At 71.0% G+C, this 21892-nt stretch carries 18 protein-coding genes; 7 read left to right on the forward strand and 11 right to left on the reverse strand.

Annotated features, from left to right (window positions below):
- Nucleotides 1-36 precede the first annotated feature (36 nt).
- On the forward strand, nt 37-1290 hold the full coding sequence (locus ACZ7M3_RS28760; RefSeq protein ID WP_472066785.1) for an MDR family MFS transporter: 1254 nt from the start codon (nt 37-39) through the stop codon (nt 1288-1290).
- A 99-nt stretch (nt 1291-1389) separates the two neighbouring features.
- Here the strand turns inward: ACZ7M3_RS28760 and ACZ7M3_RS28765 are convergent, their stop codons facing one another.
- Complete coding sequence (locus ACZ7M3_RS28765; protein ID WP_179436524.1) at nt 1390-1866, reverse strand: DUF2000 family protein; 477 nt, start codon at nt 1864-1866, stop codon at nt 1390-1392.
- On the opposite strand from ACZ7M3_RS28765, the gene ACZ7M3_RS28770 reads away from it, so the two are divergent.
- Complete coding sequence (locus ACZ7M3_RS28770) at nt 1865-2665, forward strand: helix-turn-helix domain-containing protein (RefSeq protein ID WP_472066787.1); 801 nt, start codon at nt 1865-1867, stop codon at nt 2663-2665. The genes ACZ7M3_RS28765 and ACZ7M3_RS28770 overlap by 2 nt on opposite strands.
- Before the next feature lie 6 nt (nt 2666-2671).
- Here ACZ7M3_RS28770 and ACZ7M3_RS28775 read toward each other — a convergent pair whose 3' ends face one another.
- The 3 genes from ACZ7M3_RS28775 to mshA form a co-directional block, all read right to left on the reverse strand.
- Nucleotides 2672-4354 carry a glycosyl hydrolase family 28-related protein gene (locus tag ACZ7M3_RS28775; RefSeq protein ID WP_472066789.1) on the reverse strand — a complete coding sequence of 561 codons (1683 nt, stop codon included), beginning with the start codon at nt 4352-4354 and terminating at the stop codon, nt 2672-2674.
- A 138-nt stretch (nt 4355-4492) separates the two neighbouring features.
- On the reverse strand, nt 4493-4984 hold the full coding sequence (locus ACZ7M3_RS28780; protein WP_452964231.1) for a type III secretion system chaperone family protein: 492 nt from the start codon (nt 4982-4984) through the stop codon (nt 4493-4495).
- A gap of 53 nt (nt 4985-5037) precedes the next feature.
- Nucleotides 5038-6375 carry a D-inositol-3-phosphate glycosyltransferase gene (mshA, locus tag ACZ7M3_RS28785; protein WP_472066791.1) on the reverse strand — a complete coding sequence of 446 codons (1338 nt, stop codon included), beginning with the start codon at nt 6373-6375 and terminating at the stop codon, nt 5038-5040.
- A 268-nt stretch (nt 6376-6643) separates the two neighbouring features.
- Here mshA and ACZ7M3_RS28790 point away from each other — a divergent pair, with 268 nt between their 5' ends.
- The 3 genes from ACZ7M3_RS28790 to ACZ7M3_RS28800 all read left to right on the forward strand — a co-directional run bounded on the left by ACZ7M3_RS28790 (nt 6644) and on the right by ACZ7M3_RS28800 (nt 10645).
- A complete protein-coding gene (locus ACZ7M3_RS28790) occupies nt 6644-7465 on the forward strand; it encodes a class I SAM-dependent methyltransferase (RefSeq protein WP_355308711.1) in 822 nt (273 codons plus the stop codon).
- A 416-nt stretch (nt 7466-7881) separates the two neighbouring features.
- Nucleotides 7882-8964 (forward strand): C40 family peptidase, encoded by a 1083-nt coding sequence (locus ACZ7M3_RS28795; RefSeq protein ID WP_472066793.1) that lies wholly within the window; start codon nt 7882-7884, stop codon nt 8962-8964.
- A gap of 346 nt (nt 8965-9310) precedes the next feature.
- Nucleotides 9311-10645 (forward strand): PP2C family protein-serine/threonine phosphatase, encoded by a 1335-nt coding sequence (locus tag ACZ7M3_RS28800; protein ID WP_472066795.1) that lies wholly within the window; start codon nt 9311-9313, stop codon nt 10643-10645.
- Between the two features lie 142 nt (nt 10646-10787).
- Here the strand turns inward: ACZ7M3_RS28800 and ACZ7M3_RS28805 are convergent, their stop codons facing one another.
- The 4 genes from ACZ7M3_RS28805 to rox all read right to left on the reverse strand — a co-directional run bounded on the left by ACZ7M3_RS28805 (nt 10788) and on the right by rox (nt 14037).
- Complete coding sequence (locus tag ACZ7M3_RS28805) at nt 10788-11123, reverse strand: DUF2516 family protein (RefSeq protein WP_075026970.1); 336 nt, start codon at nt 11121-11123, stop codon at nt 10788-10790.
- Nucleotides 11124-11274: 151 nt separating this feature from the next.
- The gene (locus ACZ7M3_RS28810) at nt 11275-11865 is read right to left on the reverse strand and encodes a hypothetical protein (protein WP_472066797.1); all 591 of its coding nucleotides are present in this window, start codon (nt 11863-11865) and stop codon (nt 11275-11277) included.
- 99 nt (nt 11866-11964) lie between these two features.
- Nucleotides 11965-12480: a helix-turn-helix domain-containing protein gene (locus ACZ7M3_RS28815; protein WP_472066799.1), complete on the reverse strand. Its 516-nt coding sequence runs from the start codon at nt 12478-12480 to the stop codon at nt 11965-11967.
- Nucleotides 12481-12591: 111 nt separating this feature from the next.
- On the reverse strand, nt 12592-14037 hold the full coding sequence (gene rox / locus ACZ7M3_RS28820) for a rifampin monooxygenase (RefSeq protein WP_472066801.1): 1446 nt from the start codon (nt 14035-14037) through the stop codon (nt 12592-12594).
- Nucleotides 14038-14595: 558 nt separating this feature from the next.
- Here rox and ACZ7M3_RS28825 point away from each other — a divergent pair.
- Nucleotides 14596-15444, forward strand: a complete 849-nt coding sequence (locus ACZ7M3_RS28825; RefSeq protein WP_472066803.1) for a nitroreductase/quinone reductase family protein — start codon at nt 14596-14598, stop codon at nt 15442-15444.
- A gap of 227 nt (nt 15445-15671) precedes the next feature.
- Here ACZ7M3_RS28825 and ACZ7M3_RS28830 read toward each other — a convergent pair whose 3' ends face one another.
- Nucleotides 15672-17759, reverse strand: coding sequence for a HelD family protein (locus ACZ7M3_RS28830; RefSeq protein WP_472066805.1), 2088 nt, complete (start codon nt 17757-17759; stop codon nt 15672-15674).
- Nucleotides 17760-17842: 83 nt separating this feature from the next.
- Nucleotides 17843-18448 (reverse strand): TetR family transcriptional regulator, encoded by a 606-nt coding sequence (locus ACZ7M3_RS28835; protein WP_472066807.1) that lies wholly within the window; start codon nt 18446-18448, stop codon nt 17843-17845.
- 107 nt (nt 18449-18555) lie between these two features.
- Between ACZ7M3_RS28835 and ACZ7M3_RS28840 the strand changes: the two genes are divergently transcribed.
- Nucleotides 18556-19527, forward strand: a complete 972-nt coding sequence (locus ACZ7M3_RS28840) for a zinc-binding dehydrogenase (protein WP_472066809.1) — start codon at nt 18556-18558, stop codon at nt 19525-19527.
- Nucleotides 19528-19573: 46 nt separating this feature from the next.
- On the opposite strand, the gene ACZ7M3_RS28845 is transcribed toward ACZ7M3_RS28840, so the two are convergent.
- Complete coding sequence (locus ACZ7M3_RS28845) at nt 19574-21811, reverse strand: phosphotransferase (protein WP_472066811.1); 2238 nt, start codon at nt 21809-21811, stop codon at nt 19574-19576.
- Between the last annotated feature and the right edge of the window lie 81 nt (nt 21812-21892).

The raw sequence follows: 21892 nt of genomic DNA on the forward strand, positions 1-21892 counted from the left end.
AGTACATGAGCCGCTTACATCCGTGGGGGACGACCGATGCCACTCGCCGTCATGCGACGCGCCGTCCGAGAGACCGTCTCGGGGCTCCCCCGCGAGTTCTGGTGGCTGTGGACCAGCACCCTGGTCAACCGACTCGGTGCTTTTGTCGCCACTTTCATGGCTCTGTACCTGACGCTCGACCGCGGCTACTCCGCCTCGTACGCGGGTCTCGTGGCGTCCCTGCACGGGCTCGGCGGTGTCGTCTCCTCGCTCGGCGCGGGCGTGATGACCGACCGGCTCGGGCGCCGGCCCACGCTCCTCGTCGCACAGACCTCCACGGCCGCCTCCGTCGCGCTGCTCGGCTTTATGCACGACCCCGTGAGCATCGCCGCGGTCGCCTTCCTGGTCGGAATGGCCAGCAACGCCTCCCGGCCCGCCGTCCAGGCGATGATGGCCGACATCGTGCGGCCCGAGGACCGCGTCCGGGCGTTCTCCCTCAACTACTGGGCGATCAACCTCGGCTTCGCCGTCTCCTCCATGGCCGCCGGTTTCATCGCCGAGTTCAGCTACCTCGCGGGCTTCCTCATCGAGGCCGGGATGACCCTCGTCTGCGCGCTGGTCGTCTTCGCGAAGCTGCCGGAGTCCCGGCCGGTGCAGAACGCCAAGGAGGCGAAGGACGACGTCGGCCTCGGGACCGTGCTGCGCGACCGGCGCTTCATGAGCGTCGTCGGCCTGTCCTTCCTTGTCGCCCTGGTCTTCCAGCAGGGCTCCGTGGGGCTCCCCGTCGCGATGGGCGCGGCGGGCTTCACCCCGGCCGACTACGGCATGGCGATCGCCGTCAACGGCGTCCTCATCGTCGCGCTGCAGATCCCGGTCACCCGTTTCATCCAGCACCGGGATCCGCGTCGGCTGCTCGTGATCTCCTCGGTCCTCGCCGGGTACGGCTTCGGGCTCACCGCCTTCGCCGGGTCGGTCGGCGTCTTCGCGCTCACCGTGTGCGTGTGGACCCTGGCCGAGATCGTCAACGCGCCCACTCAGACGGGCCTGGTCGTCCAGCTTTCCCCGACCCACGGCCGGGGCCGCTACCAGGGCATGTACACCCTCTCCTGGTCACTCGCCGCCCTGATCGCTCCCCTGATGTCCGGCGTGGTCATCGACCGGTTCGGGGCCGAGTGGCTGTGGGGGCTGTGCGCGCTGGTGGGCACGGTGGCCGGGCTCGGGTACGGCCTGCTGATGCGACGGCTGCCCACGGAGGAACCGGCGGTGGAGGCCGACCCGGCGGTGGCGAAGCCCGAGGTCAGCGCGGCCTGACGCCGACGCCCCGGCAGCCCGGGGAAGGTCCTACGACGCCCAGCAGCTGCGAGCCTCCCTCAAGCACAAGAGCTCCCGGAAAAAGCGCCCCCGCTGACCTCACGGATGCATCCGCGCCCCCTTCACCACCTTGTCCACCGCGTTCCGAGGCCCGTACACGGCCAGCCCCACCACATCCAGTCCAGCCGTGGCGACAGCCCGCACCGCCGCCCGGTTGTCCCGGTCGTTGCCGGTGCTGAAGAGATCCGACGTGAAGACGGCCCGGGGCAGCGCACGGCTGAGCGCCCTGCCGTGTGCCGCCACAAGGACCTCCTTCGTCCCCTCGAAGACCAGCACGGGCTGCCGGAACATCGGCAGATACGGCACCCCGTCCGCGTCCTCGTACGGCTCCCCGATCACCTCGGGGACCTGTGTGCCCAGGCCGCTGACCAGGAAGGATGTGACGTTCAGACGTTGCCAGGGCTCAAGGTCGTCCCGCAGCAGGACGACGATCTTCGTGTCGAAGCGGATCGGTTCGCTGTTCATACGTCGAGACTGCCGACCGCCGTACGGCGCCGTCTTGTACGTTCTTTGCATGGTCGCTCAGCCGGAGGTCTCCGCCTGGCGCTCGCGCGTTCCGGGTGTCGTGGAGGTCTTCCACGCCCACTTCACCGAGTACGCCTATCCGATGCACGTGCACGAGGCCTGGACGCTGCTCATCGTCGACGACGGGGCCGTACGGTACGACCTCGACCGGCACGAGCACGGCACCCCGCACGACACGGTGTCCCTGCTGCCGCCGCATGTCCCGCACAACGGCTCCCCGGTCACCACGCACGGCTTCCGCAAGCGCGTCGTCTATCTCGACGGCACGCATCTGGGCGAGGACCTCATAGGGGCCGCGGTGGACGGGCCCGACCTGCGTGACCCCGTGCTGCGACTGCGCGTCGGCCAGTTGCACACCGCGCTCGGTCACCCCGGTGACGAACTGGAGGCCGAGAGCAGACTGACGCTCATCGCCGAGCGGCTGCGCACGCATCTGCGGCCCAGTGCTCCCGCCGCCACCCCGCGCGACTCCCCCACCCTCGCCCGCACCCTGCGCGAACTCCTCGACGGACGCCTCACCCAGGGCATCGGCCTCGACGAGGCCGCGCGGCTCGTGCACGCGCATCCCGCCCATTTGGTACGGGCGTTCAGCGGCGCCTACGGCATCGCGCCCCACCAGTACCTGATGTCCCGCCGTGTCGAACGGGCCCGCCGTCTCCTCCTCGAGGGCCGGCCGCCAGGCGAGGTGGCGTCGGCGACCGGCTTCTACGACCAGTCCCATCTCACCCGGCACTTCAAGAAGTTCGTCGGGGTGACTCCGGGTCGCTACGCACGCTCGAGGCAGGCGTGACCCCCGTCAGAGGTCCCGCTGGGCCTCGTACAGATTGCGCGGGCGTACGACGTCCGTGGTCCCGTACAGCTCCAGGCGGGAGTGCAGGTCGCCGGTGAAGTCGGGGACGTCGATCTGGTCGAACTCGGCCACCTCGTTGAGGCCGACGGTGGCCGAGTAGGGCGCCAGACCGTCGATCTTCATCAACCCCGCACGACCGTTCGTGACACGTACGTTCCAGTGGGTGAAGCGTGCGCCGAAGAGCGGACCGGCGCTCGCGTCGCCGCCGTGCCGGCCGTTGTTGTCGACGGTGATGTCGGTGCGGACGTTGGCGAAGGGCAGGCCCCGGTGGGAATCGAAGGTGCCCATCCGCAGGTCGCCGCGCGACCAGACGTTGTAGGAGGAGAGGCCTTCCACGTTGATGCCGTGGAGCTGGGTGTTCGGTGGGGCCGGGACCGTGCGCTGTTCGATGGTGAAGTCCTCGACGAGGTTGTCGTGCGAGCCCTCGCGGCAGAAGTACGGGTGGTGCGAGCCTCGGCCCGCCACACGGGTGCGGCGCAGGGTGCAGGCGGAGGCGGCGACGAATCCGAAGCCGTTGTCGACGTGGCGGACCGTCACGTCGTCGACCCAGCAGTCGTACGCGCACTGGAGGACGACCCCGTTGTAGCCCTTGTCGAGGAGATGCGGGGACTGCGGCGTCTCGACGGCCTCCAGGGTGAGACCTTCGACTCCGGAGCCGGTCAGCGACTCGACGTGGGTGGTCAGACGCGGGTCCCACTCGGGGCGTACGTCGAGGGGCAGCGGGCGCTCCAGGGTGACCTTTCTGCCCCGCACCCGCGTGATGCGTACGGGCCACTCGTAGGGGACGTAACTCGTGAGCTTGGTCTTGTCGTCCCAGTAGTACGCCTCAGGACCCGGACCGCCGCCCGCCATGTGCTCCAGGAGGGTGTGGTCGGCGTCGTCGGCGAGCCGCAGGAGGACGAGCCGGCCCGGCTTCAGCGGGCGGGGGTCGGCGACCGTCACCGACCAGGAGCCGCGGGTGGCGGGGGCCACGGTCGTCAGGGTCTCCCACTCGTCGCGCTTGTTGCCGGTCCAGCCTTCGAAGGGCCAGGCCTTGTCCTTGATGGCGCCGACGAGGGAGTCCCAACGGGCCGTGGGCGCGAGCCAGATGAGGCCGCCCGCCCAGGACCAGGAGGACTTGTCGCCGCCGTAGCGGGAGCCGTAGACGCCGATCAGTTCGGTGAGGTTCCTGGTCGCGTACAGCTTCGTACGGTCGCTTCCGGCGCCGCGCAGCACGACGTTCGAGTGGCCGATGCGGATGAGGTCGTCGATGCGGAAGGTGCCGGGCGGGATGAGCACCGTGCCACCGCCGGCCCTCCCGGCAGCGGCGATGGCACGGTTGATCGCGGGCGCGCAGTCCGTGGTGCCGTCCGCCACGGCGCCGTAGGCGCGGACGTCGGCCACGACGGGGCGGCGGGGGAAGCGCGCCGACCCGCCCCGGTGGCCGGCCCTGCCGACGTACGGGATCTGCGGGTGGGTGAAGGGGGTGCGGGTGAACTCCCGCCAGATGGTGGGGACTCGACCTGGGTCACGGGGGCGTGCAACAGCGGCCGCGGCCGTCGCCGGTCCGCCGGTCGCCGTGGCGGCCGCCACGGCCACGGCGCTGCCGAGCAGGCCCCGTCTGGTGATGCTCACGTACTCCTTGCTCATGCCCGCCCGCCTTCCGTCGCATTCCATGGAAATCCATGGATGTGAATGACGTTCAGATCTGCGTCGGCGGTGAGCATGCCACTGAGACCCCTGGCCCGGAAGGGGTCGTGCGCTACTTAGTTGGACTGAACCTGGAATTCAGCGAGCGGGACGCTGAGTCAGGTGGGTGAACGCATCCAGATTGCGCGTCGATTCGCCGCGGGACACCCGCCAGGCGTACTCCTTGCGGATCGCGGAGGCGAAACCGAGCTCAAGGAGGGTGTTGAAAGCGCCGTCGGCGGCCTCCAGGACCGAGCCGAGCAGCCGGTCGACCTCGTCCGGCGTGACCGCGACGAGCGGCAGCTTGCCGACCAGATACACGTCCCCCAGGGAGTCGACCGCGTAACTCACGCCATAGAGCTTGAGATTGCGCTCCAGGAGCCAGCGGTGGACGCCTTCCTGGTTCTCGTCGGGGTGGCGGATCACGAAGGCGTTCAGCGACAGGGAGTGCTTGCCGACGATCAGCGAGACGGTCGTCGAGAGCTTGCGGGTGCCGGGCAGTTTCACGACGTACGAGCCCGCCTTGGGGCTCTCCCACTCCAGCTCGGCCTCGGTGAGGACCTGCTCGATGATCGACGCTGCGTCAGCCATGGAGGGAGCGTACGTCAGGCGTCCGGCGGACCGGCCCTCGGGCGGTGCGCGCGTCAGCCCTGGTGGCCACGCACCTTGCGGCGGTGGGCCTGTACGGCCGCCGTGTACACGTCCGCCGTGGCGGCGGCCGCGGTGTCCCAGCCGAAGCGCTGGGCGTGCCGGGCGGCGGCCTCGCCCATCCGGGCCGAAAGCGCCTGGTCGTCGGCGAAATCGCGCAGCACGCGCGCGTAGGCGACGGGATCGTGCCCAGGGATCAGGAATCCGGTCTCCTGGTGGCGCACGGCGACGGGCAGCCCGCCGACCTCGGCCGCCAGGACCGGCGTGCCGGCCGCCTGCGCCTCGATGGCGACCAGCCCGAAGGACTCGCTGTAGGAGGGCATGACCAGCACCGACGCGGCCCGGAACCAGTCCGCGAGCTGCTCCTGGTCGACGGGCGGCCTGAAGCGCACGACATCGGCGATCCCGAGCCGGGCGGCGAGCTTCTGCAGCCCCTCGGGCTTGGCGAGACCGGTGCCGCTGGGGCCGCCCACCACGGGGACGACGATGTTGCCGCGCAGCTCGGGGCGCTCGTCCAGGAGGACGGCGACCGCGCGCAGCAGCACGTCGGGGGCCTTCAGGGGCTGTATGCGGCCCGCGAAGAGCGGGATCAGCGCGTCCTGCGGGAGCCCGAGGCGGGCGCGGGCGGCGGCGCGGCCGTCGGCGGGGCGGAAGCGGTCGAGGTTGACGCCCGGGTGGACGACGGCCACCTTGCCGGGGTCGGCCTCGTAGTGGCGGGCGAGCTCGTCGGCCTCTTCGGAGGTGTTGGCGATGAGGCGGTCGGCGGCGCGCACGATCTGGGTCTCGCCGATGACACGGGCGGCGGGCTCGGGGGTGTCACCCTCGGCGAGCGCGGCGTTCTTGACCTTGGCCATGGTGTGCATCGCGTGCACCAGGGGCGCGCCCCAGCGTTCGGCGGCGAGCCAGCCGACGTGGCCGGAGAGCCAGTAGTGCGAGTGCACGAGGTCGTAGTAACCGGGTCGGTGCCCGGCCCAGGCCTGCATGACGCCGTGCGTGAAGGCGCACAGCTGAGCGGGCAGCTCCTCCTTGGCGAGGCCCTCGTACGGGCCCGCGTCGACGTGCCGGACGAGGACGCCGGGGGCCAGTTCGACGGTCGGCGGGAGGGCGGCCGTGGTGGCCCGGGTGAAGATCTCGACCTCGATGTTGATCGCGGCGAGGCGCTGGGCGAGTTCCACGATGTAGACGTTCATGCCGCCGGCGTCGCCGGTGCCGGGCTGGTGCAGCGGAGAGGTGTGGACGGAGAGCATCGCGACGCGACGGGGCCTTCGGTGCAGCCTGAGCCGGGAGGACGTCGCCGGGGAGCGTCGCCCGAGCCTGCTGACGTACTGGCTCACGTGGCGTTCCTCCTTGCTGCGGGCATGCCGGTCGGAGGACGCACGGCACCCTCCAAAGAGCGCCAACGCCGGAGCGGTCCGCTCCATTTCCCTTCCGCGTTCCCTCCCGCGCCCCTTTGCCGAATCATTACCGAGAGTCGCTCAACCGTTCGAGGACGTGTTGCGTGCGGGGTCCTCTTCCCTATCTTTTCCACAGGTCGACGGAGGGCTGCCGGAGGTTATCCACAGGCCCGCACGGGCTTCCTCCCGGCCGCCTACTCTCGTACGCATGACAACCCGCGCCGCGTCCCGCCCCGTGGGTACGGTGACGCGCGGGACCACCAACCCCAACCGACTGCGCCGCATGGACCGCTGGATCGCGGCCACCCACGGCGCCGAGCTGCACAGAAGCGCCGACCCTGTGGCGGTCGACCTCGGATACGGGGCGGCTCCCTGGACCGCGGTCGAGCTGCTGACCCGCCTGCGCACGGCCGCCCCCCGCACCCGCGTGGTGGGCGTGGAGATCGAGCCGGCGAGGGTCGCGGCGGCCCGGCCGTACGAGCGCGAGGGACTCGTCTTCCGGCACGGCGGCTTCGAGGTCCCGGTGCAGGGCAGCCCCTCGCTCATCCGCGCGGCGAACGTGCTGCGCCAGTACGACGAGGAGCAGGTCGCCGAGGTCTGGCAGCGTCTGCGCGCACGCCTCGCACCGGCGGGCCCCGGCTCCCGGGGCGGGCTGCTCGTCGAGGGCACCTGCGACGAGATCGGCCGTCGGCACGTCTGGGTCGCCCTGGGCCCCGAGGGCCCGCGCACGGTCACCTTCGCCACCCGCCTGGGCTCCCTGGACCGCCCGTCCGACCTCGCCGAGCGCCTGCCCAAGGCGCTGATCCACCGCAACATCCCGGGCGAGCCCGTGCACGCGTTCCTCCGCGACTTCGACCGCGCCTGGGCCGCGGCCGCGCCCTACGCCTCGTACGGCGCGCGGCAGCGCTGGATACGCACGGTCGGCGACCTGACGGCGGACTGGCCGGTGACGGACGGGATATCCCGCTGGCGCCAGGGCGAAGTCACGGTGCGCTGGGAGGCGTTGGCACCCCGCGGGGCCTTCGCGTAAGAGCAGAGCGCGGGACGCGGGTCGTCGGGGTGCCGGACAGGCGTGCGACGTCTGGATGACGCACGGGCGTCAAGCGCCGCACAGACACCGGACACCCGGGCGAGACACGGGCGTTGAAGGCTGGGGCGCGACGAACCGGGACACACGGGTGTGCGAGACCGGGGTGTCGCGCGGGCAGTTGACGCCGGGGGTCGTGCGGGCGTGCTTGGCCGGTGGAGGGGTGGCCACCACACGCCCGTGAGCTGCACGGAACGAACTGCGTGACTGGCTCGTCACACAGGCGGGGAGATCGTTTTACGTAGGCGGGCCGGGGGGAAGGGAGTTCTTGCCCACCTCTGTCGCATTGCGCGCCGACATGGCACGATCCCCCAGGCGTCCGTAAGTTACTGACGGTAAATCAGTTTGGGGGCGGAGCAATGGGATCCGGCAAGCGGAGCCTGACCACGGCGGCCATGGTTCTGGCCTGCGCCTGCGCGGTGCTTTCGGCACCGGGTGTGGCGCACGCGAGCCCGACACCAGCGCCCACGCGCACACCGACGCCGACTCCGACAACCTCGCCGGCCGGCAAGGACCTCGAGGCGATCCGCAAGAAGCTGGACGCTCTCTACCACGCCGCGGCGGTCGCCACGGACGCGTACAACGCCGCCGAGGAGCAGACCAAGCAGCAGTCGGCCGAGATCGTCGACCTGGCCCGCGAGATCGTCAAGGGCCAGGACAAGCTGGACGAGTTGAAGGACCGCGCGGGCGCCGCGGCCCGGGCGCAGTACCGGGGCGGCGGTCTGCCGCCCGAGATGCGGCTGTGGCTGAGCGACAACCCCCAGCAGTACCTGGACGGCGCGGGGCGGGTGCTCCAGGGCGAGCACGCGGCCAAGGGGCTGCTCGCCGAGATGACCCGCACGCAGCAGGACTTGGAGCAGTACGCGAAGGACGCCTCCGCGCAGTGGCAGAAGCTGGAGGCCAACCGCCAGGCCAAGGCCACGGCGCAGAAGGAGATCAAGAAGCAGATCGCCGCCGCCGAGAAGCTGGAGTCCCAGCTCGAGAAGAAGGAGAAGGAGCGGCTGGCGAAGCTCGAGGAGGAGGCCGCGTACAAGGCGCAGACGGCCTGGCTGAGTTCCGGCGTCCTCGCCGAGATCAGCGGCAAGGCGTCCGAGCAGGGCAAGAAGGCGGTGAAGTACGCCACCGACCAGATCGGCAAGCCGTACGAGTGGGGCGCCGAGGGCCCGGGCTCGTACGACTGCTCGGGGCTGACCTCACAGGCCTGGGCCGCCGCCGGCCACGGCATTCCGCGCACCTCGCAGGAGCAGTGGAGGCAGCTTCCCCACGTCGACGTCAAGGACATGCGCCCCGGCGATCTGATCATCTACTTCGACGACGCCAGCCATGTCGCGATGTACATCGGCGACGGCGCGATCGTGCACGCGCCGCGCCCGGGCCGCACGGTGACGATCACGGGGGCCGGGTCCATGCCGATACTGGGGGTCGTACGACCGGACGCGTGACGGGGCGGGGCGCGGGGAGCCGGGGCGGATCGGGCCGACCGAGCAACCCGGGCGGCCAAACCGCCATCAACCCCGAAAAAGCGCGCCGCCCCTCGTGATGCACCGCACGTGACCCACCCCACGGTTGTACAGACCCCGCAACCCCGCGGACGTGACGTTCGTCATTCCGGGCACAACCGCATCCTGTCCAAGTGCGGTACAGGATGCGGCATATGACGGTGGCCGCCTGCCGGACGCCATGACGCACACCATTCCGTTGCGGCGTCCGCTACCGCTATGGTCCCCGTCGGTGGGTCGAGGACCTTCGCCCCACCACGCCCTCGGGGGGAGGGAAGGAACCCACAAGATGCCCGTACCCATACCGCGGCAGAGAGCGATCCCGGCCGCGGAGAGCGGTCAGGCTCAAGGCGCGTTCTCACCCGGCGGCCCATCCGGAGAAGCGACCGGCGGCCCGGCCGGGGCAGTACCGGCGCCCCAAGCCGCCACGACCCCGGTCGACAGCACCACCAATCTGACCCTGCTGGTCATCGAGGACGACCCGGCGGGTTCGCTCAGCGTGCCCGAGATGCTCGACGCGGCCGGCAAGCCGATCCGCATCCGCACCGCCCGCAACCTCACCGAGGCCGAGCGGCTGCTCACCGACGACGTCCACTGCATCCTGCTCGACCTCGCGCTGCCCGCCCCCGGCCGGGCGGCCACCCAGAGCGACGACGAGCTGACCACGCTCAAGCACGTGCTGCGGCTCGCGCCCCGGCACGCCGTCCTCGCGCTCACCGCCTCCGGTGACGCCGAGCGCGGTGCGCAGGCGGTGCGCGTCGGCGCCCAGGACTATCTGTTCCGCGACGAGCTGGACGGACGGCTGCTGAGCCGCGCGATCCGGTACGCGGTGGAGCGGAAACGTTCCGACAAGGCCGAGCGCCGACTCACCGAGTCCAGGCTGCGCGCCCAGGAGAACGCCCGCCTGGAGCGCGGTCTGCTGCCGACCCCTCTCCTGGAGGGCTCCTCGCTCCGCTTCGCCGCGCGCTACCGCCCGGGGCGCTCCCGCGCCCTGCTCGGCGGCGACTTCTACGACACGGTCCGTACTCCCGACGGCACGGTGCACGCCATGATCGGCGATGTCTGCGGGCACGGGCCCGACGAGGCCGCGCTCGGCGTGGAGCTGCGCATCGCCTGGCGGGCGCTGACGTTCGCGGGCCTGTGCGGCGACGAACTCCTGTCCACCCTCCAGCAGGTCCTGGAGCACGAGCGCGAGAACGACGAGATCTTCGCGACGCTGTGCACGGTGGACATCGCGCCGGACGGGCGCCGCGCCGGGCTCTGCCTGGCGGGCCATCCGTCCCCGCTGATCTCCCGCCCCGGCCGGCCCGCCGAGCTACTGCCGTACGAGAACGGTGGCCCGGCGCTCGGCCTGCTGCCCGGAGCCCGCTGGCCGCGCCGGCAGGTGGAGCTGGGCGGCGAGTGGAGTCTGATGCTCTACACCGACGGCCTGATCGAGGGTCACATCGGCGAGGGCAAGGAGCGGCTGGGCCAGGACGGCATGGTGGACCTGGTCCGCCGCCGGCTCGCCGAGGGCCTGGCGGGCGAGGAGCTGCTGCGGGCGACGGTGAACGAGGTCAGGGACCTCAACGGCGGAGAGCTGACGGACGACGTGGCGGTGCTCCTGCTGGACCGGACGCCGTGACCGCCGTACAACCGTGTGACGGTCACGCCGTGACCGCCGTACGACCGCGTGACGGTCGGGCCTGGCCGACGGCCCGGCCCGCGTAACACTCAGGCCCGCAGGACCGACCGCCGGTGGTCGACTTGAACTTGACCGCCGGTGGTCAGCGGCCTCCGTTGTAGGGGCCGTACGGGCCGTCGCTGCTGCTTCCGCCGCGGCCCCGGCCACCGCCGGAGACCTGCCGGAGCGCGGGGCGTACGTCCACGAAGAAGACGATCGTGGCGACCAGCCCCGCGATCTGCAGGAAGATGATCGGGACCAGCAGGTTCACGGCCACCGTGATGCCCAGGATGATCAGCCAGAACATCTTGTTCTGCTTGTCGGCCGCGCGGTACGCGTCTTCGCGAGCCACCGCTGCCATCACCAGTGCCACCACGGCGAGCACCAGCATGGCAAGGAAGATCAGCGACAAGAAGCCGCCGAATGCCGTCAACAGCACTATGCCCACCGCCCGAGTCGATTCATCTCTACGGCCACCGTACCCGCAGAACGGGCCGGGAACTCTGAGAGTGCCCGGCCCGTCATCCTGACCCTTCGTCCAGACCTTTCGTCCAGACCTTTCGTCCTGAGACGAGGAGTCCCGTCGTCTGCTACTTCACGGGCGGCGTCGTCTTCTTGGTGGTGATCTTGCGGGCCGGGGCCTTCTTCGCCACGGGCTTCTTGGCCGGAGCGGGCACGGAGGCGGTCGCGGCCGGCTTCTCCTCGGACCTGACCTCGACCGGCTCGGCCTTCGGCTCGACGGCGATGGCCAGTTCCTCGATCTCCTCGGCGGCCTCGCCACGCCAGGTCTTCACGGTCTGCTCGCCGTGCTCGGCGACCTTCTCGTACGTCTCCTTGGCCTTCACGGCGTACTCGGCGGCGACGCCGACACCGCGCAGGGCGAGGTCCTGAGCCGACTCACCGAGCTTCTTCAGGTCGGTGTCGAGGGTGCTGATGAACTCCGTCACCTTGGTCTGGATGGTCTCCTGCGCTTCCTTCGCGCGGGTGGCGGCCTTCTCCTGGACGGTGTTCGCGTCGATGTTCTTCACGGTCTCGATCCGCGCCGGGGCCTCGGCGCGGATCTGCTCCACGAGGCCGGGGACCTTCTTCGCCTGCTGGACGGCCAGGTCGGCGGTGCCGGCCAGGAAGTACAGCGGGGTGGGGTCCGTGGCGGCCTTGCGGATGTCGTCGGTGATGGCCATGGTGATGGTCCTCCGGTCGCTTTCAGCTGAGGGTTTTGGTGTTCCGCGGCGAGACCGGCAGGCCCACGTGGGGGCCGGCGGTGCTGCACGTCGTTGTCGTCAACTGGCGGTCTGCTGCGGGTCGGCATCGCTGCCGTCGGCCGTGCGGGGGCCCCGGACGGCGGTGTCCGGCGCTTGCTGGGTGCCCGATATGTGCTCTGCCATGCCCTGTGCCTCGTCCTGCGCCATGCCCTGGGCCAGGTCCGGCGTGATCTCGAATCCGTTCTCCTTGCGGAAGGACTCGTAGACCTGGAGCAGCACCTGCTTCTGCCGCTCGTTCAGCGTGGGATCGGCGAGGATGACGGCACGTGTCGCACCTTCCCGTCGCCACTCCTCCCCGTCCCGCTCGGCGTCGAGGATGCCGGCTCGCACGTACAGCGTCTCGGCGGAGATCCGCAGCGCCTTCGCGACCTGCTGCAACACCTCCGCGCTCGGCTTGCGCAGCCCGCGCTCGATCTGGCTCAGATACGGGTTGGACACCCCGGCGGCGTCGGCGAGCTGCCGCAGCGACAGCTGCGCGTTGCGCCGCTGCTCGCGCAGGTACTCACCGAGATTGCCGACGTTGAGTGATGCCATGCCTCCACCTTGCCGCACCTCCGCTAACAATTGCAAGCACCCGCTTGCAAAAGTGCGCTGCGCCACGAAGGGGGTGTCTGCGCTCTGCGCCACGAAGGGGTGCCCGCGCGCTCAGCCGACGGCGGCGCCGAACCACTTGGGCAGCCGGCCGACCAGATCCTGCTGGTCTTCCCCGACCCACGCCACATGGCCGTCCGGCCGCAGCAGCACCGCGGGCACGTCCAGTTCCTCGCTGACGTCGACGACGTGGTCGACCCGGTCCGCCCAGCCCGTCACCGAGAGCCGACCCGTCTGGTCGAGCAGCAGCCCGCGGCCGCCGTGCATCAGCTCATAAAGGCGCCCCCGCTTCAGCCCCACGTCCCGCATCCGCCGGCCGAGCAGTTCATGGCCCTCGCCGAAGTCGTAGCGGACCCCGACCGCGGTGATCATCCCGGTCACGTACCGGTTCACCTCCTCGAAGTCCATCAGCTTCGACAACAGCTCCCGCAGCGCGGTCGCACCCGGATCGGTCCCCAGCAGCGTGATCTGCGCGCGAGTGTTGTCCAGCACGCGGGCGCCCACCGGGTGCCGTTCGGCGTGGTAGCTGTCGAGGAGCCCCTCCGGTGCCCAGCCGTCGACCTCGGCGGCCAGCTTCCAGCCGAGGTTGAAGGCGTCCTGCACGCCGAGGTTGAGCCCCTGCCCGCCGGTCGGCGGGTGGATGTGCGCCGCGTCGCCGGCCAGCAGCACCCGGCCGACCCGGTAACGCTCGGCCTGCCGGGTGGCGTCGCCGAACCGGGACAGCCGGCGCGGCGAGTGCACGCCGAAGTCGGTGCCCGCGACGGCGCGCAGCCGCTGTGTGAACTCCTCGAAGGTCGGCGCGGTCGTACGGTCCTCGGACACGCCCTCGGCGGGCACGATGACGCGGTACGTCCCGTCCCCGTTGGGGATGGTGCCGAACCGCAGGTGGGTCTTGCGGACTTCCTCGACGACGGCGGCGACCGTCGCCTGATCCTCGGTCATCTCCATGTCGCCCAGCAGCGTCTCGACCTTGGCGGGCTCACCGGGGAAAGCGACGCCGAGCTCCTTGCGCACCGCACTGCGGCCGCCGTCGCACCCGACGAGGTAGCGCGAGCGCAGGTGCGTGCCGTCCGCCAGCTCGACGGTCACCCCGGACCCGGCCCCGGCCCCGTCGTCGGACTGACTCAGCCCGACCACTTCGCAGCCGCGCCGGATCTCGGCGCCGAGTTCGAGGGCACGCTCGTTGAGCAGCCGCTCGGTGGCCGGCTGCAGGGTGGAGAGACCGTACGGGTGAGCCGTGTCCAACCTGTCCGGCCACGGCTTGAGGATGCCGCCGAAGAAGCCGCCGACCTGGAACTTCTCGCTGACCGCGAGGAACCGGTCCAGGAGACCGCGCTGATCCATCATCTCGACGCTGCGCGTGTGCAGGCCGCGCCCGCGGGACTCCTTGGTCGGCTCGGTCAACCTGTCCAGTACGACCACGTGCACGCCGTGCAGCCGCAACTCGCCGGCCAGCATCAAACCGGTCGGTCCGCCGCCGACCACGATCACGTCAATCATCAAACGCCCATTCGAGGAGATTGGATTTCGGCCGACCGCACCGCGGGTCCCACCGGCGTCCACCGTTTCCGCAGGTACTGGCCTTGGCCGGCCATTCTGCGGCACGCCCCGGGCCTTGCCGCAAGCCCCCCTGTGCGCTATACGTTGAGAGTGGAAAGGAGCGGGCACCCCCTTCGGACAGCCCCCTTCTGGTATCCCCTTCGGACAGCCGCCTTTCCGTAGCCGGCGACCGCGGCCAGGCTTTCAGCAGATCTCCCCCGCTTCTGCATTTCCCTCGATACGGGATTGCCTCGACGCGCGTACGGCACTACCGTTGCGCCCATGACTGCCGGGTCGGCCTTGTGCCGTGAGCGAGTTGGTTGCCCGGCCTCCGAGTGAGGCCGAGGCGGGGTAGAGCCCCGCCCACCCCGACCACCCTCTTCTTCGCATCACCTCTTCACCTCACCGCGCGTCCACTTCTTCCGGAATTCCGCGCGCTCTCCCGCACCCCCTTACCGCGCCGCGCCCCAAAACGCCCCGCGGCAATTCACCCTGCCCGAAAACAAAAGAAAGCGACGCATGCCCAACCCCTTCCATCAGAAAGTCATCGAGGAGTTCCGCGCCCGCCACGGGAAAGTCGGCGGATATTTCGAGGGAGCCCGACTCCTTCTGCTCACCACCACCGGCGCCCGCACCGGAACCCCGCACACCACCCCCGTCGGCTACTACCCCGACGGCGGCGACCGCGTCATCGTCATCGCCTCCGCCGGGGGCGCGCACCGGCACCCGGACTGGTACCGCAACCTCGTCGCCCATCCGCGCGTGCGGGTCGAGAGCGGCGTCTTCACCTACGACGCCGAGGCCGTCGTCCTCGAGGGCGCCGAGCGCGACCGGCTCTTCGCCCGCGCGGTGGAGGCCGACCGGGGATGGGCGGAGTACCAGGCGAAGACGGACCGGGTGATCCCCGTCGTCGCGCTCCGCGAGATCCCGCGGGACGGCCCGCCGCAGGTCAACGCGGGCTCGACGGGCGAGGCACTGAGAGTCGTACACGACGCCTTCCGGCGCGAACTGGCGCTCATCCGCGAGGAGTTCGCCGCCTCGGGCAGTTCCCTCGGCGCCCAGCTCCGGGTCAACTGCCTCTCCCTCTGCCAGGGCCTGCACCGGCACCACACCGGCGAGGACCTCGGTCTCTTCCGTGCCCTCGCCGACGGCCACCCCGGCCTCACCCCGGTCCTGGACCGGCTGCGCGTCGAACACGAGCGGATCGCGGTGCTGATCGAGGAGTTGCGCCGGGTGGTCGGCGAGCGGCCCGCGGACCCGACCCGCGCACTCCCCGAGGTGGTGCGTCTGACGCAGGAGTTGGAAGCCCATCTCACCTACGAGGAGGAACAGTTGATCCCCGCCCTGGAGGCGGTGGCCACCCCCTGACCCGCTCCTGAAGTCGGCCGACCTCCGCCGAGCGGCGCGAGCGGTGACCGGACCCCCGTACTCCTACCGTGGTCCGGTCACCGCCCCGAGGAACACCCCACCTGATCGCGATGCTGCGCCTGGACGTCACGTCCGAGGCACCCGCGGGTCGCCCACGTCTCCAGCGGGGTCGCGTCCCTCACGTCCACCGGATCACGCGGCCGGACCTGGCCCCGGTAGCCGCCGGGTCACCAGGGCAGGGGCCGCGCGTGTACGACCTCCAGCCGCGACACGGCCCGGGTGAGCACCACGTACAGCCGGTGCAGGCCGCGCGCCTCCGCCTCGGCGACGGCCGCCGGTTCGACGGCCACCACATGGTCGTACTCGAGTCCCTTGGCGAGGGTGGCGGGCACCACCGCGACGCGTGCGCCCAGTTCCTCGGGCCCCGCGGCCTCGACCCCGGCGGCGCGCAGCGCCTCGCGCACCCCCTCGATGTCCGGGTCGGCCGCGATGACGCCGATCGACCCCTCGTGGGCGAGCGCGCCGCGCACCGCGTCGACGGTGGCGGGCAGTACGTCCCGTGCGTCGGGAACCGCGCGGACCGTCAACTCCCCGTCCCGGCGCAGTGACCGAGCCGGCGGTACGCGCACGTCGAGTCGTGCCAGCAACCGGTTGGCGAGCCCGACGACGGCTTCCGGCACCCGGAACCCGATCGTCAGCGGCACCACGGCCGCATCCGGCTTCCCGAGATGCCCGAGCAACTCGCCCCACTCCCGGGCCGCCCAGGGCGTCGTGCCCTGGGCGAGATCCCCGAGCACCGTGAGCGACCCGAAGGGGGCCCGGCGCGCGATCGCCCGGCACTCCATCGGCGACAGGTCCTGCGCCTCGTCGACGACCACGTGGCCGTAGCCCTCCGGGTGTTCGACCAGCCCGGCGACCTCGTCGAGAAGGACGAGGTCGGCGGCCGACCACCGGGCCGACTTGTACGAGCGGGGCGGCTTCGCCCACAGGATCGCCTTCTGTTCGTCGGCGTCCAGCAGCCCGTCCGCCGCGTCGGCCAGCGCCTCGGCGTCGGTGAGGAGCCGGGCGAGGACCTCCTCGGGCCGCATCCGGGGCCAGACCGCGTCGACGTAGGCGCCGACCGGCCGGGACCCGGAGACCTTTCGCGCCCAGGCGTTCGTCTGGGGTCCGGCGCGCCATTCGGCCTGTTCCCGCAGACGCCGCACGGCCCGCGTCCGTACCCGCTCACGCCCGATGCCGTACGGAGGTTCTTCCGCCCGTACGCCGTCCACGATGCGGTTCAGTTCCTCGGCCGACACCCGCCACCGGTACGAACCGTCCGGCACGACGAGCGGGTCGGCGTACGTGCCGATGTTCCCGTACAGGGCCCGGCGCAGGACCTCCGCCATCCGTGCGTCGTGTTTGACGGCGGCGGCGCGCTCGTCGTCGCACGCCGTGACGGGGTGTTGGGCGATCTCGCTTTCGAGTGTCGACTGCCGGAAGTTCCAACCAGTCGCTCCGCGACGGGCGCTCTCGCCGAGGGCGGGCAGCACCTCGGCGATGTACGCGAGGAAGGTGGGGTTGGGGCCGAGGATCAGCAGTCCACCGCGGCGGATGCGCTGGGGGTGGGTGTAGAGGAGGTACGCGGCCCGGTGCAGGCCGACGGCCGTCTTGCCGGTGCCGGGGGCGCCCTGTACGCACACGGACGTGGCGAGGTCTCCGCGGACGAGGTGGTCCTGCTCGGGTTGGATGGTCGCGGCGATGTCCCTCATGGGGCCGACCCGGGGGCGTTCGATCTCCCCCGTGAGAATGCGGCTCTCCGGAACCGAGGCGCCTTCATGGCCCCGATCCGGTCGGCTCCCTCCGATGTGTTCGTCCTCCAGGCCGGTGAGGTCCGCCGAGTCCCCCTTGCTCCCCGGCGCCCAGCCGAAGCGCCGGCGCACGGCCACGCCCTGGGGGTCGCGGGCGCTCGCCTGGTAGAAGGCGCGTGAGACGGGGGCGCGCCAGTCGACGACGAGGGGTGGGGCGGCGGGGTGTTCGGTGATGCGCAGGCGGCCGATGTGATAGCTCTGCCCGGCGTGTTCACCACCGCCGGGGGCGAAGTCCAGCTTGCCGAAGAACAGCGGGCCTTCGGGCAGTTCGCGCAGATCCCTGGCCTGGCCGCGCAGTTGCCGGCCGAGCACTTCGGCGTCGGCACCGGAGGCGGAGACGTCCTCGCCGGTGACGACCTGCTCCTCGGCGCCGTCGACCATCGCGGCGAGGCCGGCCCGACAGGCGTCGTGGTGGGCGCGTTCATGGGTGAGGGAGCGGGCGAGGGCGGGGTCGGTTGACGTCACTCGGCCAAGGATACCGAATAACGTTACCCAGTAACATTCTTTACCCAGTAGCCCTCTACGCCCGGCCGCTGCTCCCCATGGAGCTACGCATAGCGCGGAAGACCGGCCGCCAGCTGCGCGAACGCCTCCTCGGCCGCGACGACCGCGTCGGGCAGCACCTGCTCGACGGCGTCACCGTCGGCGATCCGCCGCCAGTTCTCCAGGGCGAGGACGCGCTGTACGGCGATGATCTGTCCGGCGGCGAGCCGGGCACCGAGATCGCCGCCGAGCGCCCCGGCGAGCGCGGCTTCGGACCGCTCCAGGTAGCGGAACATCCCGGCGGCCAGGGAGGGCGTCCCGTAGAGGAGACGGTGATAGGCCAGGACCTGCGGGGCGTCGTTGAGGCCGGTGACGGGGTCGCGGCGCTCCAGCCCGTCGAGGAAGTGCCGGCGCAGCGCCGTCAACGGGGACGGCCCGCCCGCGGCCACGCGCGCGGGTTCGTCCTCGTGATCGGCGAACCGGTGCAGGACCAGGTCCTCCTTGGTCGGGAAGTACCGGAAGAGCGTCGGCTTGGAGATCTCGGCGGCGGCGGCCACCTCCGCGACGGACACGGCGTCGAACCCCTTCGCCAGGAAGAGTCCGATCGCGATGTCGGAGACAGCCTGGTACATCCGCTGCTTCTTGCGCTCGCGCAGTCCGATCTCACCCATGCCCCGAGCCTACGCACGCCCCGGCACCGCCTTGACCTCAACCGAGGTTCAGGTCGAAGACTGTCCGGCGTTCGGTGACACCTCTCTTCGACTTTGAGGAGCATGCGATGCGAGCAGTGCAGGTGAAGGAGTTCGGCGGCCCCGAGGCCCTGGTTCCCGTGGAGCTTCCCGATCCGGTTCCGGGGCCGGGGGAGGTCATGATCGACGTGGCGTACGTGGACACGATCTTCGTGGAGACGCAGGTGCGGGCGGGGTGGGGGCGGGAATGGTTCCAGGTGGCTCCGCCGTACGTCCCCGGGGGCGGCGTGTCCGGTGTCGTCGGCGCCCTGGGCGCGGGCGTTCCCGGCGAGTGGCTGGGGCGCCGGGTCACGTCCTATGTCACGGGCGGCTATGCGGAGCGGGCCGTGGCGGCGGTGTCGGCGCTGACGGTGGTACCCGACGGCCTGGACCTGCGCGGCGCGGCGGCCCTGGTGCACGACGGCGTCACCGCGGGCGGCCTGCTCGACCTGACCGCCGTGGGCCCCGGCGACCGCGTACTGATCCTCGGCGCCTCCGGCGGCATGGGCACGCTGCTCGTCCAACTGGCCCACAAGCGCGAGGCGCGGGTGGTCGCGGTGGCCCGCGGGGACGCCAAACTCGCCCTGGTACGGGACCTCGGGGCGGACGACGTGGTGGACGCCACCCGGGACGACTGGGTGTCCGCCGCCCGCAAGGCGCTCGGCGGGGCCGTCGAGGGGGCGGACGTCGTCCTGGACGGCGTGGGCGGCGACCTGGGGGCCGCGGCCCTGCCCCTGACGGTCGACGGCGGCCGGTTCTCCGCCCACGGGGCGGCGTCGGGCGGCTTCTCTCCCCTCGACACGGAGGAGGCCACCCGCCGGAGGATCAAGGTCTTCGGCATCGCCGACGTCCAGTTCAACCCCACCGACCTGCGCCGCTTCACGTCCGCCGCCCATGCCGAGGCCGCGGCGGGGCGGCTGCGGCCGGTGATCGGGGAGGTGTTCCCACTGGAAAGGGCGGCTCAGGCCCATGCGGCCATTGAGGGGCGGGGGTTGGTGGGGAAGGTGGTGCTGGAGGTGTGAGAGAACGTCGTATCGGGGCCGCCGACCGCCCGCAGCCGGCGACAGATCAGGCGTCCGCGAAGTGCTCGGCCGTTCGTTGGCCCCCGTGGTCTCCCCGCGGCAGCGCGCGGGCAAGATAGGGATTCGCGGTCGATTTGTCCGGGAGTCCCAGCGCGGCCGTGGCGCCGGCCAGGGTCATCGCGTAGGCGTCCACCGCACGTCGGACGTTGGGGGCGTCCAGACTGTCGCCGGTCACGAGGCGGTCGAGGTCCACGTAGGCCGAGCGGACGACTTCCATCCAACGGTAGACACGCCAGTCCTCACGCCAGCCCTTCGTGCAGTCCTCGGGCAGCAGACGGGCCCAGCGGGCGAAGAGGCGCTCACGGATCTCCGGACGCGTGGGGGTGAGGTGTATGTGGCGGACCAGGTCGTAGAGCGGGTCACCGACCATCGCCATCTCCCAGTCGATGAGGGTCAGACCGCCACTCTCACGGCGCACGAGGTTCCAGGGGTTGAGGTCGCCGTGCAGGAGCACGGGGCGGCGCGGGACCAGGGTGTGGCGACCGAGGATCTCACCGAGACGGCCTCCGTTGGGGAGTCCCAGTTCTCGCATCAGGTCTCGGGTCGCCGGGGGGAGTTCGGTCACCATGCGGACCAGTTCGCCTTGAAGCTCCCGGTAGAAGTTCAACCGCGCCGCTTCCGGATCCAGCGTCTCGTAGGCGACGAAGGTCAGCGCCGCGAGCTGATCCACGAGATCGTCCGCCTCGTGCGGCCGGAGCCCGTCGGTGGGGTGGTCCGGTGGGCGGAACCCGTCCGCCGGACCTTCGTAGGACTGGATGGTGAACTGCTCCCGCAGACCGCTGGTGCCCAGGGCCAGCACGCGCGGGGCGCGTACGGAAACGTTTGACCGCTCGATGGCGCCCAGAACGGCATGCTCGTTGAGGAACCGGCGCTCCCGGGCGTTCGCCGTGCCGATCTTCCGGCGAACCATGACGGGAAGGGGGTGTCCCGGCACCCGTACCGCCGTATTGAGATGGGCCGTTCCCTTGAACACACGTTCCGCGGATGCGGCCCCCTCCTCGAAGAGGGCCCTGCTCACGACGGGCGCGGGAAACCGTGGATGCGGCTGGACCCGGTCGTCGGGTTCCCAGACGATCTGTGAGATCGGACCGTTCGGGTGATCTCGGCTCGCGTGGGACTCGTTCCAGCGGAAGAGAATGCGCTCGATCTCGGCCGTGTCCGGCACGCTCGCGAGCCGCAGCGGCTCCTCGGCCAGCCTCAGGGCCCGGTGCACCTCCTGCGTCGCCGCTTCGAGTTCCCGCTGGTCGAAGGAGCCACGAAGCGACGTGGCGGCTCTCATCACATCCGGGTAGACGGACTGGGCGCGCTCGAAGGCCAGGTAGTGCTTCAGGTCCCGGTCCAGACCGTGTACGGCCTTGGGCCGCCGTCGGCCCATGACCTCACGCCATGCCTCGACCACCTCGGGCCACTGGTGGTCGGGGTACTTCATGCGCACGAGGTGCGTCGCGAGGTCGTGCAGCGGATCGCCGTAGCTGGCCAGCTCCCAGTCGACGCAGATCAGGGGCGGGTCACCGTCGTACGACACGATGACGTTGTCCCGGTGCAGGTCCGTGTGGAGCAGGCTGAAGGGGCGGCTGATGAGCGCCGGCACGCGTTCCGCGAACCGCACCATCGCGTCCTCGGGGATGCCCAGCATCGCGAACAGCCCGCCGAAATCGTCCCAGTTGCGCCGACGGATCTGTTCCTCGGCCGCAGACGCCAACGCCCGCAGAAAGCCTCTGCTGTCCCTGCTGGAGCGCGGCCAGGACGCCGGCAGCGGAGGGAGATGCTGCCTGCGCACCTGCGTCATGTCCGCGAGAAGATCCACCAGCGCGAGGATCAGGCTGGAGTCCACCGGCTTGCCGTTGGGGCAGATGCGCGACAGCGGCACGCCCTCGACATAGCTGAGGATGGTCACGTCACCGCGCTTGACCAGGCACCGCGGAACGTGCGGCAGCACGCGCCAGATCGTGTTGAGGATCTCCGCCTCGTCCTGCCAGGTTCTGATGACCACGGGCACGACCGAGCCAATACGTTCCCGCACCGTCACCGGCGCACGGTCGTCGCACGCCACGAGACGGGAGTCGCTCTCCGTGAAGGGGCGCACCATGTAGTTCCGGTTGTGGTGACCGCGGCCGAACGACCCGAATGCCCTGGCGTAGCGCACGAAGTCCTCGTACGCCGTGTCCGCCGCACTTTCCAGAGCCGGCGGGCCGGACAGGCCGGGCAGCGACGGAACACCCACGGTCACTCCTGAATAACTGTGCATTATCGCCGATGTTCATGCATAGCGATGAGGGTGAGCACACCCTAGTGCCCGCCCAGA

This window comes from Streptomyces sp. NPDC111656, assembly GCF_055656965.1.

Coding starts and splice junctions, on each gene's coding strand:
- ACZ7M3_RS28815 (WP_472066799.1), bottom strand. CDS start 12,480: ATGGCATCACTCAACGTCGGCAATCTCGGTGAGTACCTGCGCGAGCAG.
- ACZ7M3_RS28775 (WP_472066789.1), bottom strand. CDS start 4,354: ATGAGCAAGGAGTACGTGAGCATCACCAGACGGGGCCTGCTCGGCAGC.
- ACZ7M3_RS28840 (WP_472066809.1), top strand. CDS start 18,556: ATGCGAGCAGTGCAGGTGAAGGAGTTCGGCGGCCCCGAGGCCCTGGTT.
- ACZ7M3_RS28765 (WP_179436524.1), bottom strand. CDS start 1,866: ATGCAAAGAACGTACAAGACGGCGCCGTACGGCGGTCGGCAGTCTCGA.
- ACZ7M3_RS28835 (WP_472066807.1), bottom strand. CDS start 18,448: ATGGGTGAGATCGGACTGCGCGAGCGCAAGAAGCAGCGGATGTACCAG.
- ACZ7M3_RS28780 (WP_452964231.1), bottom strand. CDS start 4,984: ATGGCTGACGCAGCGTCGATCATCGAGCAGGTCCTCACCGAGGCCGAG.
- ACZ7M3_RS28795 (WP_472066793.1), top strand. CDS start 7,882: ATGGGATCCGGCAAGCGGAGCCTGACCACGGCGGCCATGGTTCTGGCC.
- ACZ7M3_RS28790 (WP_355308711.1), top strand. CDS start 6,644: ATGACAACCCGCGCCGCGTCCCGCCCCGTGGGTACGGTGACGCGCGGG.
- ACZ7M3_RS28760 (WP_472066785.1), top strand. CDS start 37: ATGCCACTCGCCGTCATGCGACGCGCCGTCCGAGAGACCGTCTCGGGG.
- ACZ7M3_RS28825 (WP_472066803.1), top strand. CDS start 14,596: ATGCCCAACCCCTTCCATCAGAAAGTCATCGAGGAGTTCCGCGCCCGC.
- ACZ7M3_RS28810 (WP_472066797.1), bottom strand. CDS start 11,865: ATGGCCATCACCGACGACATCCGCAAGGCCGCCACGGACCCCACCCCG.
- ACZ7M3_RS28770 (WP_472066787.1), top strand. CDS start 1,865: ATGGTCGCTCAGCCGGAGGTCTCCGCCTGGCGCTCGCGCGTTCCGGGT.
- ACZ7M3_RS28800 (WP_472066795.1), top strand. CDS start 9,311: ATGCCCGTACCCATACCGCGGCAGAGAGCGATCCCGGCCGCGGAGAGC.
- rox (WP_472066801.1), bottom strand. CDS start 14,037: ATGATTGACGTGATCGTGGTCGGCGGCGGACCGACCGGTTTGATGCTG.